Genomic DNA, 14,146 nt, shown 5'->3' with positions numbered 1-14,146 from the left:
TCATGATGATTTGCCCCAATAGCGTCAAACCCGGCATCAAGCCATTCAGCCAGCTTCAGCACCCGCGTGAAGTGATCCGCCAATTCACCCCGAACTGGTTCGCCGCCACCATGGGCACCGGCGTGCTGGCGTTGGCGCTGGCGCAATTGCCGGTGTCCATTCCCGGCCTGCGCGCCGTGGCCGAAGGGCTGTGGCTGTTCAACATTCTGTTGTTCGTGCTGTTTACCGCTGCCTACGCCGCCCGCTGGATTCTGTTCTTCGACGAGGCGCGGCGGATCTTCGGCCACTCCACGGTTTCGATGTTCTTCGGCACCATTCCCATGGGCCTGGCGACCATCATCAACGGCTTTCTGCTGTTCGGTCTGCCGCGCTGGGGCGATGGGGTCATTCAACTGGCCGAAGTGTTGTGGTGGCTGGACGTGGGGATGTCGCTGGCCTGCGGTGTGCTGATCCCCTACATGATGTTTACCCGTCAGGAACACAGCATCGATCAGATGACCGCCGTCTGGCTGCTGCCGGTGGTGGCAGCAGAAGTGGCCGCGGCCAGCGGTGGACTGCTGGTGCCGCATCTCGCTGATGCGCACTCGCAACTGGTGGTGCTGGTGACCAGTTACGTGCTGTGGGCTTTTTCCTTACCCGTGGCGTTCAGCATTCTGACCATTCTTTTGTTGCGCATGGCCTTGCACAAACTGCCCCACGAAAACATGGCGGCCTCAAGCTGGCTGGCCTTGGGGCCAATCGGCACCGGCGCCCTGGGCATGTTGCTGCTGGGTGGTGATGCACCGGCGATCTTCGCGGCCAACGGTCTGCCGGGCATCGGCGAAATGGCGTCGGGCCTGGGCCTGGTCGCCGGGATCACGCTGTGGGGCTTCGGTCTGTGGTGGATGCTGATGGCGCTGCTGATCACCGTGCGTTACCTGCGTGACGGCATTCCGTTCAACCTTGGCTGGTGGGGCTTCACCTTCCCGTTGGGCGTGTATTCGCTGGCAACCCTGAAACTGGGCAGCACCTTGCACCTGACGTTCTTCAGTGTGGCCGGTTGTGTGCTGGTGGCGTTGCTGGCGGTGATGTGGCTGATCGTCGGTAAGCGCACGCTGCAAGGTGCGTGGCGCGGCGAGCTGTTTGTTTCACCGTGCATTGCAGGTTTGAAGAAATAACCTGCGAAGATTAGGTAATGTGTGGCCTGGATCGCGGTTCGAGATTCTTATAAGCGTAGCCAGGCCACTGACTACCTTCTCTTTCCAAAAACAACAGGGTCACACGGAAGATGAGTCACCCCTCACAGTTCAACCTGCTGCGTACCCGGCGCTTCCTGCCGTTTTTTATCACCCAGTCGCTGGGCGCGTTCAACGACAACGTGTTCAAGCAGTCGCTGATCCTCGCCATTCTCTATCGGCTGACCATCGAGGGTGACCGCTCGATCTGGGTCAACCTGTGTGCGTTGCTGTTTATTCTGCCGTTCTTTCTGTTCTCGGCGCTGGCCGGGCAGTTCGGGGAAAAATTCGCCAAGGATGCGTTGATCCGTCTGATCAAACTGGCGGAAATCGCCATCATGGCCGTGGGATCCGTCGGCTTCCTGTTCGATCACCTGTCATTGATGCTGGTGGCGCTATTCGCCATGGGCACGCACTCGGCGCTGTTCGGGCCGGTGAAATATTCGATCCTGCCACAGGCCTTGCGCGACGACGAACTGGTCGGCGGCAACGGGCTGGTGGAGATGGGTACGTTTCTGGCCATTCTGGCCGGGACCATTGGGGCCGGGGTGATGATGTCGTCGGCCAATTACGCGCCGGTGGTGTCCGCCGCGATTGTCGGCATCGCGGTGCTGGGTTATCTGGCCAGTCGCAGCATCCCGCGCGCAGCAGCGGCGACCCCGGAAATGCGCCTGAACTGGAACATCTTCAGTCAGTCCTGGGCAACCCTGAAACTGGGCCTGGGACAGACGCCTGCGGTGTCGCGTTCGATTGTCGGCAACTCGTGGTTCTGGTTCGTCGGGGCGATTTATCTGACGCAGATCCCGGCTTATGCCAAGGAGTGGATGCACGGCGACGAAACCGTCGTTACCCTGATTCTGACGGTGTTTTCGGTCGGCATTGCACTGGGCTCGATGCTGTGCGAGAAGCTGTCCGGGCGCAAAGTCGAGATCGGCCTGGTGCCGTTTGGCTCGTTCGGGCTGACGGTTTTCGGTTTGTTGCTGTGGTGGCATTCCGGTGGAATCCCGGAAAGCGCCGTCGGCCACAGCTGGACCGAAGTGCTCGGTTTTGGCCATGCGTGGGCGGTGTTGATCGATGTGTTGGGCCTCGGAATTTTTGGCGGTTTTTACATCGTGCCGTTGTACGCATTGATCCAGTCACGCACCGCCGAGAACGAGCGGGCGCGAGTGATCGCGGCCAACAACATTCTCAACGCTCTGTTCATGGTGGTCTCGGCAATTGTCACCATCGTGTTGTTGAGTGTGGTGAAACTGTCGATTCCGCAGCTGTTCCTGGTGGTGTCGCTGCTGAACATCGGTGTTAACGCCTACATCTTCAAGATCGTCCCCGAGTTCAGCATGCGTTTCATGATCTGGCTGCTCAGCCATTCCATGTACCGCGTCGAGCATCGCAACCTTGAAGCGATTCCGGATGAGGGCGCGGCGTTGCTGGTATGCAACCACGTGTCGTTCGTCGATGCCTTGCTGATTGGCGGCGCGGTGCGTCGGCCGATTCGCTTTGTCATGTACTACAAGATCTACAACCTGCCGGTGTTGAACTTTATCTTCCGCACGGCGGGGACGATTCCTATCGCCGGACGCCAGGAAGACATCCAGATCTACGAAAAAGCCTTCACCCGGATTGCCCAGTACCTGAAGGAGGGTGAGCTGGTCTGCATCTTCCCGGAAGGCAAGTTGACCGCCGATGGCGAGATCAACGAGTTCAAGGGCGGGCTGACGCGGATTCTCGAAGAAACGCCGGTGCCGGTGATTCCGCTGGCGTTGCAGGGGTTGTGGGGGAGTTTCTTCAGCCGCGATCCCAATAAAGGACTGTTCCGGCGCTTGTGGTCGCGGGTGACGCTGGTGGCGGGTGCACCGGTCGCCGTTGAAGCAGCGCAACCGGCGGAGCTGCAGGTGTTGGTCGGGGAATTGCGCGGGACTGTCAGATAATCATTGGCCGTGCCGGCCTCATCGCGGGCAAGCCCGGCTCCCACAGGCTCTCCAGAGAACATGAGCTTTGTGCACAACCGAAAACCTGTGGGAGCGGGCTTCCCCGCGATGAGGCCAGTGGCTTAAGCGCTGACCTTGAGCCCGATCAGTCCGGTGACGATCAACGCGACACTGGCCAGGCGAATCAACGCCATCGATTCGCCAAACAAAATGATCCCGGCAATCACCGTGCCCACGGCACCGACCCCGGTCCAGATCGCATAAGCCGTGCCCAGCGGTAGTTCCTTCATCGCCAGACCCAGCAAGCCCAAGCTGACTGCCATGGCGGCAACGGTGAGAACGGTCGGAAGCGGACGGCTGAAGCCATCGGTGTATTTCAGGCCGACGGCCCAGCCGACTTCGAACAGGCCGGCGAAAAACAGAATGATCCAGGACATGAAAAGCCTCCATCGATTGACGGGGCCGTCCCCAGATTGAAAACTCGATTGAGCCGCAGGGTCGTCCCCGCGTGGCGCACATACTACCTAAAAATGTGCGCCGCACCGCGATCCGGAATCAGTCGGCCGTCTGTTGCGCCAGCGTTTCACGGTCTTGTTTTTCGCTCATCCGCCGGAAGTACGTCGAAAGCAGTGCCCCGGAAATGTTGTGCCAAACACTGAACAGCGCACTCGGCACCGCCGCCAGGGGCGAGAAATGCGCACTGGCCAGCGCAGCCCCCAGCCCCGAGTTCTGCATGCCGACTTCCAGTGCCAGGGACTTGCGCTGTGGCAGCGGCAGGCCGAACAGGCGCCCGGTGAAATAACCCAGCAAATAGCCGAAGCTGTTGTGCAGCATCACCACGGCCATGATCAGCAGGCCGGATTCGGCGATTTTCGCCTGGCTGGCGGCAACCACGGCAGCGACGATGATCACGATGCTGATCACCGACACCAGCGGCAACACTTCCACCGCATGGCGTACCTTGTCACCGAGCATGCGTTGCGCGACCACGCCGAGGACGATCGGCAGCAGCACCACTTGCAGGATCGACCAGAACAGTTCCATGAACGAAACCGGCAACCACGCCGAGGCCAACAGCCAGATCAGCGCCGGGGTCAACAGCGGGGCGAGGAGGGTGGTGACGGCGGCGATGGCCACCGACAGCGCCAGGTCGCCACGGGCCAGCCAGGTCATGACGTTTGATGAGGTGCCGCTTGGGCAGCAGCCGACCAGAATCACGCCGACGGCGATTTCCGGCGGCAGATGAAATATCTGGCACAGCAACCACGCCATCCCCGGCATGATCACGAAATGCGCGACGACCCCCAGCGCCACACGCCACGGATGGCGAGCGACGGCGGCGAAGTCGTCGAGTTTGAGGGTCAGGCCCATGCCGAACATCACCAGCCCGAGCAGCGGCACGATGGCGCCTTTGAGGCCGAGGAACCAGGCCGGCTGGAGGAACGCGATCACCGCGAAAATCAGAACCCAGTAAGCGAAGGTATTGCCGACAAAACGACTCAGTGCAGCCAGTGCGCGCATGGCCTGTTCCTTGTTATTAATGACACCACAAAACATTGTGGGAGCTGGCTTGCCAGCGATGGCGGCATGTCAGACGCCATTTGAGCTATCTGTAACACCGCTATCGCTGGCAAGCCAGCTCCCACAGTTGATTCGGTTTCTTCCGTTGCAACCGCTTTACGCTTAGATCCCCTGCGGAGTCTCTTCGCCGCCCAGTGCTTCAAGCAGCGCCGGCAGGAAGTCGCCGAACGTCAGCATCATCAGGGTGAAGCTGGCGTCCAGTTGGCCGAGGGCTTCGTCGCCGCCGTCCTGTTCCGCCTGATCCTGCAACAGATCTTCGAACTTCAGGCGCTTGACGGTCATCTTGTCGTCAAGCATGAACGACAGTTTGTCCTGCCAGGCCAGCGACAGTTGAGTCACCACCTTGCCGGTGCTCAGGTGCAGCTGGATTTCTTCGCTGGTCAGATCCTGACGCTTGCAACGCACGATGCCGCCGTCTTCGTGGGTGTCGCGCAGTTCGCACTCGTCCAGGACGAAGAAGTCCGGGGCGGCTTGCTGGGTGGTGACCCATTCGGTCATCACGGCGGTCGGCGCGGTTTTCACGGTCAGCGGACGAACCGGCAGGGTGCCGATCACTTCACGCAGGGTGGAGAGCAGGTCTTCGGCGCGTTTCGGGCTGGCCGAGTTGACCAGGATCAGACCCTGTTTCGGCGCGATGGCGGCGAAGGTCGACGAGCGGCGGATAAAGGCGCGCGGCAGGAAAGCCTGGATGATTTCATCCTTGATCTGATCGCGTTCCTTCTTATAGACCTTGCGCATCTGCTCGGCTTCGATCTCTTCGACCTTTTCCTTGACCGCGTCACGCACGACGCTGCCCGGCAGAATGCGTTCTTCTTTACGGGCGGAGATCAGCAGGAAGTCACCGCTGACGTGCACCAGTGGAGCATCTTCGCCTTTGCCGAATGGCGCGACGAAACCGTAGGTGGTCAACTCCTGGCTTGCACATGGACGCGCCAGTTTGGTGGCCAGTGCAGTTTCCAGCGCCTCGGCATCGACAGGCAGGTCTTGGGTCAGGCGATAGATAAGCAGGTTTTTGAACCACATGGGGTGAGTCTCTCCTTTATACAAAGGGGGGCATTATTGTCTTCGCCGGGTCATAGGCCAACCCTTCTCTAAGCCTTTGGAAGGGCTAAGAAAATTATTTAAAAAAGTGCTTGCCAGAGGTTAGGTCGCTCCGTAGAATGCGCGCCACACCGAAGCGAAGGGTGATTAGCTCAGCTGGGAGAGCGTCTGCCTTACAAGCAGAATGTCGGCGGTTCGATCCCGTCATCACCCACCATTCGTTTCAAGTGTTTAGCGCAGCGGTAGTTCAGTCGGTTAGAATACCGGCCTGTCACGCCGGGGGTCGCGGGTTCGAGTCCCGTCCGCTGCGCCATATTCGGTAACCTGGAACACTGAACGCCAGGTCACCACGGAAAAACCCGCCAAGGCGGGTTTTTTTCTGCCTCGAGTTGTACCTGCGGGATGTGTCATTTCACCGGTTTTCGGATTTATTTGAAAAAAACTTCAATTAAATCAACACATTACGAAAATCTGTGGCATAATGCGCCCCGTAACGAAGCGAAGGGTGATTAGCTCAGCTGGGAGAGCGTCTGCCTTACAAGCAGAATGTCGGCGGTTCGATCCCGTCATCACCCACCATTCGTTTCAAGCGTTTCGCGCAGCGGTAGTTCAGTCGGTTAGAATACCGGCCTGTCACGCCGGGGGTCGCGGGTTCGAGTCCCGTCCGCTGCGCCATATTCGGTAATCTGGAACACTGAACGCCAGATCACCACAGAAAGCCCGCCTAGTGCGGGCTTTTTGCTGTCCGGGATTTGGCTTTTGCCGGGCCTGAACATGAGAAAGCGACCTTTGATGGTCGCTTTTTTCGTTTCTGGCGCTGCTATTGCGCCGAATTGCGGCTGTGGCGGTAATCGCTGACCGCTTCATACACCGCTTTGCGCAGGCGGTTGATCCCGCCAATCGGGCGATGAGCATCGATACCGAACCAGGGATTGAACGACAGGTTATCGCATTGCAGGTTCAGCGCCGGGGTGTCGAAGTCCTGCGGGGGCAGGGTAATCCGGGCCACTGTCTGGAATGGGCTGTCCTGCTCGCGCCATTCGATGCTGGTGTCTTCGATCGGCATGTACTTGTTCGCGTCCTGCCGCTGGATCTGCAACACAAAACACGCCGGAATTCGATCGGTCGACAGCTGTTGATTCAACGCGTTGCGCAGGAAGTTCGGCAGATCCTGGTTCTGTTTCGGCAGGGTGTAAGCGGGGCAGCGCTCCGGATCCGGCATCACTCGGAACTTGGCGTTGGCCTCGCCGAACTTGTAGGGCGATACCGAGAAATATGTCGTGCGGGTCGGGCTTTCCGGTGGTGGCGAAAGGGTCGCCAGCGCAATGAACAGATGCCGGATTTGCCAGGTGCGAGGATCCCACCCCGGAAAAAACGCCATGACCTTCTTGCCGTCAGCCTGCGCGGACACATTCTGACGATACTCGGCGACATCGCTGACGAAGAAATTCGGATGGCTGAACATCACGAAATCCTGCTCGTGCAGCCCCTGACGATCGGCCAGCAAGGATTTACCCGGCACATCGAGCAATTTGAGCGCCATGCCCCGGGCATCGCGGATGCTGTCGAATTGCGGATAGGCGTTGCCGTTGGACAGGCGCATCGTCGCTTTCCACAGCTTGCCCGGTTCGCTGAAGACGCCCTGGCGGAGTTCCTGAGCCAGATCCGGCAACACCTGCACATCGGCTTTCACGCAGCCATGGGCCTTGGCATGGGCGTCGCGCAGGTAGCGGGTGCTTTCGCGGTGCTGATCGACGATGCGCACCGCGGTCTGAATCACGTCCTGGGTCATGGCGGCTTCGCCATCTGGAATCTGTTCCAGTGCCGACACCGGGCCACGGTGCTGCCAGGCGAACCAGGCGGTGGTCAGGGCCCAGCCGATCAGTCCGATCACCAGCAGGATCAACAGGGTTTTGCCCAGTATCCGTCCCAGCCAGAGCCAGAAACGCGCCAGCAGCGAAAGTCTTTTGAAGGAATTGAAGATCATGGCAGTTGCGCCTCCAGCGGGCCGCCCAGCACTTTCAGGTATTCGAGCAGCGCCCAGCGCTCTTCTGGCAGCAGCAGTCGGCCGATGACGCCGTTGCCGCGTTCGCCGGCGCGAAATTCGTGACCGCTGTTGTGGTTGCCGGTAATGCGGGTGTCAAACAGGAAGCCGTTGGTGAAGGCTTCGGTGCGATAGCCCAGATGGCGCGGGTCGTATTCGAAGGTGCCTTTATAGAACGTGGTGGCGCGCTCGTCCTGAGGCGACAGCAACTGATAAAGGTTCGGCACCGAGCCGTTGTGCAGGAACGGGGCCGTGGCCCATACGCCGGCAAGCGGACGCGCCTTGTAGGCGACTTTTTCGCGAACGCCGATCGGCAGGCCGAAGCCATCGAGCTGTGGTTTCTCGGCGGCGGTGACACCCGCTTCACGGTACGCACGGTTTTCCACGAAGGCGGTGACGTAAGCCAGTCCTTTGGCCACTGACAACTGGCTGAGGTCCAGCGGCTCCTTGGGTTTGGGGTGCAACTTCACGTCCATTTGTTCGAGTTCCGCCGGGTTCCATTGCAGGGCGGTTAGGTCGAAGCGGTGATTGGCAATGTTGTTGGCCGCATTCGGGTCGGTGCCGATGACGTCCACCGGGAGCATGTGCAGGTGTTGCACCCAACGCTCGCCTTCCTGGGTCTGACGCGGAACGTGGCATCCGGCGCAATTCTCGACGAACAGGGCTCGCCCCTTGGCTGCCAAGGGTCTGTCGACGACGCCGAGCAACTCTTCAGGCCATGCCGGCGGTCGCAGTCTTTGCAGGGTTTCTTCGATCTTGTGCAGATCACGCACACGTACGCTGGAGGCATAGCGCTCATCGCCTTGCAGCGGCTGGCCGTTAGCGTTGAAGAAATTCAGAGTGGCGCCGACGCCCAAAGCCTCGCCGATATTGCGCGCCATCGGTTGTTGCGCCGAGCCGTTCCACTGCACCCAGTCGAATGTCCACATGTCCCACAGCTGTGGGTAATCCACCGGGGCATTGGCCACGCGGTAATTGTTTGGGGAGATCGCATCGCCGAAGGTCGCGTTGGCGATACGCCCGAAGGCATCGGTGCGGCCCGGGCCTTCTTCGGTGGGGTAGAGGCCAAGGTGAGTGTCGTTCCAGGCCACTTTGATGAAGGTGTTCAGTGAGCTTTTGAAGTCTTTGCGCAGTTGTTCGTGGCGTGCTTCGTAGTCATTGCCCAGCACGTGGCGGGCGAAGCGCTCGAGTTTCCATGGGTTGTAGTAGGTCGAGGCGAGACTGGCGACCAATGCCTGTCCGAAACTGCCGCCGCGCAATGTAGGAACGCTGGAGGGCAACACATGCTGGGCCGAACCGCCGTCGATGCGCACTGCCTGGCCATTGAAGTGCAGTTCCCCGGTGTGGCAGGCCGCGCAAGTGATGTCGAGATATTGCTCGGAGCTGCCGGGATTCTGGTGCCGGGCGAAACCCACCGGCAGATTCCCCGGGTTGTCCGGCGTGGCTTTCTGTTGCGGATCGATCAGAAAGCCGAAGCGCGCGAGGTATTCCGGGGAGGCAAAGCGTTGCTGCGAGAACGGCAGCTCCAGCGCCTGGAACCATTCATAGCGCAGGCCTTTGACCTGCGTCCCCTGCGGGGTGAAGTAGTAGGTCTGGCGCTCTTGCTCAGTCCACTGGTTCAGGTAATGCACCTGTTTTGCAGGTGCGGGGAAGGGCAATCTCGGATTGGCGACATAGTAAACAACCACCGCCAGAGCCAGTCCCAGCAGCACCACGATCAGCGTCAACACACGGTATAAGAGGCGCAAGATAAACATCCTTGTCGAGTTGTTGCGCTGTTATGCCTGAGCCAGGTCGTGTGCGGCAAGTGGCCATTACGCCAAGTGTTGTGGGAAGCGGCATCAATCACTGTCGGCGAAAGATGACAGAAGCTTCATCGTGCCTTTCGCCAAATGCTTTTTAATCCCTGAACTTATCGGAAGATTCCTGCTCTCATGCCGGTAGCCATTGGTCGTGGCGGCCTGATAAGCTCGCGGCTTTACTCGATTGCCCTTTCGGCGCATGAACAAGGAAATAGCATGAAACAGCATCGGTTGGCGGCGGCGGTTGCCCTGGTTAGCCTGGTACTCGCGGGTTGTGATTCGCAGACCAGCGTAGAGCTGAAAACCCCGGCGCAAAAAGCTTCCTACGGTATCGGCCTGAACATGGGCAAGAGCCTTGCTCAGGAAGGCATGGATGATCTGGACTCCAAAGCGGTAGCCCAGGGCATCGAAGATGCCGTCGGCAAGAAAGAACAGAAGCTGAAAGATGAAGAACTGGTCGAAGCCTTCGCCGCGCTGCAAAAGCGTGCCGAAGAGCGTATGGCCAAGATGAGCGAAGAGTCGGCAGCCGCCGGCAAGAAATTCCTCGAAGAAAACGGCAAGAAGGCTGGCGTTACCACCACCGCTTCCGGTCTGCAGTACGAAGTGGTCAAGAAAGCCGACGGCCCGCAGCCCAAGCCTACCGATGTCGTGACCGTTCACTACACCGGCAAGCTGACCAACGGCACCGTCTTCGACAGCTCCGTCGAGCGCGGCAGCCCGATCGATCTGCCGGTCAGCGGTGTGATCCCGGGTTGGGTCGAAGGCCTGCAACTGATGCACGTTGGCGAGAAGTACAAGCTGTACATCCCTAGCGATCTGGCTTACGGCGCACAATCGCCAAGCCCGGCAATTCCGGCCAACTCGGTTCTGGTCTTCGACCTGGAACTGCTGGCCATCAAGGATCCAGCCAAAGAAGACGCCGCTGCCGCCAAGCAATAAACTTCGGCACCGGTTTCCCCAACAACGCCTCGCTTATGCGGGGCGTTGTTGCATCTGGACGATGGTCGGCGTAAACAGACCGAACCGATGCCAGCCAGGGCAGTCCTAGACTTTAAGGTTGTCAGCGCTAGACGTCTGGAACCGCCAAGTCAATGAAATATTGGGATTTTTTATGTGAGTAAAAAACGCCCGATTTAAGCGCAGCCCTTGTGAAACGGGGCTCTCAGCGCTGAAATGCAGCTCTGTTCACAAGGTTATCCACAATTTGTGTGGATAACATTTCAACGGGAGAAATAAATGAAAGCGCCATGGAATTTCGCCCGATTCCTGCCTTTGGCCGGCCGCTTGCTGGCTCGAGGCCGCTTGCCGACCTTGTTGTTCGCCGTGGCCAGCAAAGGCGCCGCCCAAGGCAATCGTCTCGGCAAGCTGAAGGATGATTTGCGTCTGTTGCAGGCACTGTGTCTGGCGTACTGGCGCGGCGAGTACCGTGCTATCAGCGCCAAGGCGATCGTTTCGGTAGTGGCCGGTCTGATGTACTTCCTCAGTCCGGTGGATGCGATCCCGGATTTCATTCCCATGTTCGGCATGCTCGATGACATCGCCGTCCTCGCCTGGCTGATGAAAACTCTCGACGATGAACTGAATGCCTTCCGCCTGTGGCGTCAGCGCCAGGCGCCGGAAAAGCTCAGAGTGCTCGAGCGTCTGCCCGATACGCCCGAGCAACTTCAGCTTCAGGGGCCGAAAAAGTCCTGAATCGCGACAGCCTCGTACACAGATAGATACCCCCCACGACCTTGCCCGCTGTTAGGATTACACTTCTAGGGAAAAGTGCCGACTCGCTAAGTGTTGTTGTCCTACGGGGTAGTCATGGATATTCAGATAATTGCACGCGATGGCGAACCCGAATATGCGGTTTTGCCATGGGCTCAGTATCAGGCTCTACTGAAAGCAGCAGGCATCAACGAAGCACCGTCGCAACCGGCTCCAGCGCCGCTTGCGGCAACCCCGGACCCGATTCTTCCAGGTCTGGATCAGTTACGCAGTTTGCGCGAAGGGAAGGGCATCGCCATTGAGGCGCTGGCCCGCACGGTAGGCATCAGCCCGTCTTACCTGGCCATGATCGAAAGTGGCGAGCGTCTGCCCGACGCCGCGATTCGCCGCAGCCTGGCCTGGGAGTTGACGGTGCCAGGGTGGAGGGAACAATCGTGAGCGTACGCATCAGTCGTCAACATTGGGACGGATTGCTGGGGGAGCTGGATCAGGCGCGCAGGCAGCGCCATCTTTTGACTTATCGAGCGTTGCTTGAACGCCTGCAACTGCCGACGCCGGCGATGCAGACATTGACCGCTGCACTGGAGCACCTCGCGGCACTGGACGCGAAAGCCGAACAACCATTGCGCAGCTCGCTGGTGATCAGCCAGGGCGCCAGTCGCCTGCCACGCACCGGATTCTTTGAATGTGTCGAGCGTCTGGGGCGTTTTTCCGGGCCGTCCGACGGTGTTGCCGCCGCCTCCTGGCATGCTTCGGAAGTGGTGCGGGTCTTTGAGTACGAGTACCCGGAATCGGCGGAGGCTTGAGTGTTTTTACGACTCAAGGCGCGGGCAAGTTACTGGCTGGCCCGTAGGCTGTTTCACTGGTCGTGGTTTGTTCGTCAGCCCCGCGGCTGGCGCTGGCTCGAAGGGCAGTTTGCGCGCATGGCCAATCTGGGCGATGTCGGCGCGCAGAGTTTTTACGGACACATCCTGACATTTCGCGGGGTTGGCCTGGGCGCACGTGAAGAAGGTATCCGGTTGCTGCGACTGGCGGCGCTGGCCGGGGATGGCAAGGCGGCGTATCAGGTGGGTGTCATCAGTCTCGCAGGTACACCGAGCAAAGCGCCGGATCCTTCGGAAGCCGCTCGCTGGTGGACGATGGCCGCGAAGGCCGGGCATCCGTTGGCCGAGCTCAAGTTGAAAGAGCTGGCCGGCCGGGACGCTTCTCGATAAGCAAGTCATCTGTTCCGTGAACGGGGCGCGAGGGAAACCTCCCGCCCCGTTTTTGCGTCTGCAGTTCGATAAAAAAGCAGTTACAGACTTCTCCTACATCCTCTGCCTACTCGCCTGACTTCTTTTCTGATTGATCCCCCGCAAAGTCCCTCGCCTGATTTTTGCGCGAGGGAACGCACATGTTTGACCCGGTTTTTCGTTTCGCCATGCGCATGGAAATGCGCTGATGGATGCCGTCACCCGCATCGAGCAAGAACTCGACAGCTTTCCCCGCACCCTTGATCTCTATCGCGAGCAGCTCAAGTACTGGCTCCCTCGCTCGGCAGACGGCGTCAGTCATGCGGCTGATCTGCCTTCGCTGATGGGGATGGAGCGGATCATCCGTTTCGGCGAGCACAGCACGGCGGTTGCGATTGACGACAACCGCTTCTCCTCTGCGGTCGTGCAATGCCCGTATTCCGGGCGAATGGAGATCGAGAGCAAGTTCGAGTCGGCGTACGACATTCCGTTGGGCGACATCGTTGTCGATGTGGTGGCGGTGGAGGGCGGTGCAGTCGAGTCCGTCACCCTGGATGTTCAGGGCAAAGGGGTGTTCACCGGTGAGGCGGGCAAGTTTTATCGGGTGGTGGTGCACGGCGAGGCCAGCGAGCAGCAGGTTGATGCGCTTTTCGAATCCTACGATGGCCTGACTCGGCAGCTGGATGGCTGGCTGCGCAGCGAGTGGCAGGGTTTCAAGCCGCAGTGGTCGCAGTCGGTGGCCACGGCAGCCGGGAACGGCATGCTGGCCGGGAGTTGGGCGGCGATCGAGGGGGTGTGGGACAGCATCGGGTTGCTGTCGGAGATTCTCAAGGATCCCGGAAAGTTTGCCGAGCGGTTGGGCAGTGGCGCAGCACAGCTGATCGCGCTGGCAGAAACCGCGCCTGAAATGATGGAGAAGCTTCAGTTACTGGTCAGTGACGAAGCAGCGCTGTGTTTGTTGCTGCGAACTGCCAGCCTCTGGCTGGAGATGCTGCCACCCAGTGAAATTGCCGGGAAAACCGCCGAGGCGGTATCGATGGTAGTGGTGCAACTGCTGATCGATGTGTTGATCGGCGTTGTGTTGACCTTCGTTGGTGCCGGGGCGGGGATTGCGTATCTGACCTTGCGTCTGGCGGATCGTGGCGCTCAGTTGCTGTCGGCGGTGACGCGCCTGGTGAAGGCGATGTTCGGCATCGTCAGCACCTTCATCGGCTACGTGAACCAGTACAAATCCGTCGCCGCACGGGGCATCGCCGCCGGGGTGAAAAAGGGCCGCATGCAATTGCGCTGGGATGCCCGGCGCAATGCCTCCCTGAAAAAAGACGAGCACCACGACGACACCCCGGATCAGGCGAAAAATCCCAACGGTGACAGCGCCGATTGTGCACCCCGAACCTGCACCAACGGGTGTCCGGTGTCGATGGTCACCGGCGAAGAGCTGCTGACGCTGACCGATGGCGTGCTCGACGGGCTGCTGTCGTTTGAGTTCAGCCGTTTGTATCGCACCAGTGCGGTCGAGATCGATGTCGGGCTGGGGTTTGGCTGGAGTCACTCGCTGGCGCATCGGCTGGAGGTCGAGGGCGCTGCGGTGGTC

General features: G+C 59.8%; 13 protein-coding genes and 4 tRNA genes. 12 read left to right on the top strand and 5 right to left on the bottom strand.

The genetic code is table 11. From position 1 onward, the window contains the following. The first annotated feature begins 5 nt into the window (after window positions 1-5). Both CAF77_RS23795 and CAF77_RS23790 read left to right on the top strand, forming a co-directional pair. Complete coding sequence (locus CAF77_RS23795) at window positions 6-1,157, top strand: TDT family transporter (RefSeq protein ID WP_085655483.1); 1,152 nt, start codon at window positions 6-8, stop codon at window positions 1,155-1,157. Window positions 1,158-1,267: 110 nt separating this feature from the next. Beyond that, a complete protein-coding gene (locus CAF77_RS23790) occupies window positions 1,268-3,142 on the top strand; it encodes an MFS transporter (protein WP_085655484.1) in 1,875 nt (624 codons plus the stop codon). A 122-nt stretch (window positions 3,143-3,264) separates the two neighbouring features. Here CAF77_RS23790 and sugE read toward each other — a convergent pair whose 3' ends face one another. The 3 genes from sugE to rdgC form a co-directional block, all read right to left on the bottom strand. Then, the gene (sugE, locus tag CAF77_RS23785) at window positions 3,265-3,579 is read right to left on the bottom strand and encodes a quaternary ammonium compound efflux SMR transporter SugE (RefSeq protein WP_064378689.1); all 315 of its coding nucleotides are present in this window, start codon (window positions 3,577-3,579) and stop codon (window positions 3,265-3,267) included. A gap of 118 nt (window positions 3,580-3,697) precedes the next feature. Continuing rightward, on the bottom strand, window positions 3,698-4,663 hold the full coding sequence (locus tag CAF77_RS23780; RefSeq protein ID WP_085655485.1) for a bile acid:sodium symporter family protein: 966 nt from the start codon (window positions 4,661-4,663) through the stop codon (window positions 3,698-3,700). Window positions 4,664-4,825: 162 nt separating this feature from the next. Further along, on the bottom strand, window positions 4,826-5,746 hold the full coding sequence (rdgC, locus tag CAF77_RS23775; protein ID WP_085655486.1) for a recombination-associated protein RdgC: 921 nt from the start codon (window positions 5,744-5,746) through the stop codon (window positions 4,826-4,828). Window positions 5,747-5,905: 159 nt separating this feature from the next. On the opposite strand from rdgC, the gene CAF77_RS23770 reads away from it, so the two are divergent. From CAF77_RS23770 to CAF77_RS23755, 4 genes are all read left to right on the top strand, one after another. Continuing rightward, window positions 5,906-5,981 (top strand) — tRNA-Val (locus CAF77_RS23770). Window positions 5,982-6,000: 19 nt separating this feature from the next. Further along, window positions 6,001-6,077: transfer RNA gene (locus CAF77_RS23765), tRNA-Asp, on the top strand. A 190-nt stretch (window positions 6,078-6,267) separates the two neighbouring features. Next, window positions 6,268-6,343, top strand: a tRNA-Val gene (locus tag CAF77_RS23760). Between the two features lie 19 nt (window positions 6,344-6,362). Beyond that, a tRNA-Asp gene (locus CAF77_RS23755) sits at window positions 6,363-6,439 on the top strand. 145 nt (window positions 6,440-6,584) lie between these two features. Here CAF77_RS23755 and CAF77_RS23750 read toward each other — a convergent pair. Both CAF77_RS23750 and CAF77_RS23745 read right to left on the bottom strand, forming a co-directional pair. Then, window positions 6,585-7,721, bottom strand: a complete 1,137-nt coding sequence (locus CAF77_RS23750; protein ID WP_371915549.1) for a catalase family protein — start codon at window positions 7,719-7,721, stop codon at window positions 6,585-6,587. Window positions 7,722-7,747: 26 nt separating this feature from the next. Further along, window positions 7,748-9,556, bottom strand: a complete 1,809-nt coding sequence (locus tag CAF77_RS23745; protein ID WP_085655488.1) for a di-heme-cytochrome C peroxidase — start codon at window positions 9,554-9,556, stop codon at window positions 7,748-7,750. 270 nt (window positions 9,557-9,826) lie between these two features. On the opposite strand from CAF77_RS23745, the gene CAF77_RS23740 reads away from it, so the two are divergent. The 6 genes from CAF77_RS23740 to CAF77_RS23715 all read left to right on the top strand — a co-directional run. Then, window positions 9,827-10,549 carry an FKBP-type peptidyl-prolyl cis-trans isomerase gene (locus CAF77_RS23740; RefSeq protein ID WP_011333164.1) on the top strand — a complete coding sequence of 241 codons (723 nt, stop codon included), beginning with the start codon at window positions 9,827-9,829 and terminating at the stop codon, window positions 10,547-10,549. Between the two features lie 297 nt (window positions 10,550-10,846). Beyond that, on the top strand, window positions 10,847-11,302 hold the full coding sequence (locus CAF77_RS23735) for a YkvA family protein (protein ID WP_085655489.1): 456 nt from the start codon (window positions 10,847-10,849) through the stop codon (window positions 11,300-11,302). Window positions 11,303-11,416: 114 nt separating this feature from the next. Further along, window positions 11,417-11,758 (top strand): helix-turn-helix transcriptional regulator, encoded by a 342-nt coding sequence (locus CAF77_RS23730; protein ID WP_007950435.1) that lies wholly within the window; start codon window positions 11,417-11,419, stop codon window positions 11,756-11,758. Beyond that, a complete protein-coding gene (locus CAF77_RS23725; RefSeq protein ID WP_003223109.1) occupies window positions 11,755-12,126 on the top strand; it encodes a hypothetical protein in 372 nt (123 codons plus the stop codon). The genes CAF77_RS23730 and CAF77_RS23725 overlap by 4 nt, the downstream gene beginning before the upstream one ends. After that, on the top strand, window positions 12,127-12,534 hold the full coding sequence (locus tag CAF77_RS23720; protein ID WP_085655490.1) for an SEL1-like repeat protein: 408 nt from the start codon (window positions 12,127-12,129) through the stop codon (window positions 12,532-12,534). A 226-nt stretch (window positions 12,535-12,760) separates the two neighbouring features. Further along, window positions 12,761-14,146, top strand: a 1,386-nt coding sequence (locus CAF77_RS23715) for a DUF6531 domain-containing protein (RefSeq protein ID WP_256577993.1), incomplete at its 3' end; no start/stop codon positions are given.

The sequence above is a fragment of the Pseudomonas sp. R15(2017) genome (assembly GCF_002112685.1).
GTDB lineage: Bacteria > Pseudomonadota > Gammaproteobacteria > Pseudomonadales > Pseudomonadaceae > Aquipseudomonas > Aquipseudomonas glycinae.
Note: the sequence above shows the minus strand (reverse complement) of the source record. Positions and strands in the feature narration are given on the sequence as shown.

What these genes read in the sequence shown, in the direction of transcription:
- CAF77_RS23795 (WP_085655483.1), top strand. Translation starts at nt 6, where the DNA reads ATGATTTGCCCCAATAGCGTCAAACCCGGCATCAAGCCATTCAGCCAG.
- CAF77_RS23790 (WP_085655484.1), top strand. Translation starts at nt 1,268, where the DNA reads ATGAGTCACCCCTCACAGTTCAACCTGCTGCGTACCCGGCGCTTCCTG.
- sugE (WP_064378689.1), bottom strand. Translation starts at nt 3,579, where the DNA reads ATGTCCTGGATCATTCTGTTTTTCGCCGGCCTGTTCGAAGTCGGCTGG.
- CAF77_RS23780 (WP_085655485.1), bottom strand. Translation starts at nt 4,663, where the DNA reads ATGCGCGCACTGGCTGCACTGAGTCGTTTTGTCGGCAATACCTTCGCT.
- rdgC (WP_085655486.1), bottom strand. Translation starts at nt 5,746, where the DNA reads ATGTGGTTCAAAAACCTGCTTATCTATCGCCTGACCCAAGACCTGCCT.
- CAF77_RS23740 (WP_011333164.1), top strand. Translation starts at nt 9,827, where the DNA reads ATGAAACAGCATCGGTTGGCGGCGGCGGTTGCCCTGGTTAGCCTGGTA.
- CAF77_RS23735 (WP_085655489.1), top strand. Translation starts at nt 10,847, where the DNA reads ATGAAAGCGCCATGGAATTTCGCCCGATTCCTGCCTTTGGCCGGCCGC.
- CAF77_RS23730 (WP_007950435.1), top strand. Translation starts at nt 11,417, where the DNA reads ATGGATATTCAGATAATTGCACGCGATGGCGAACCCGAATATGCGGTT.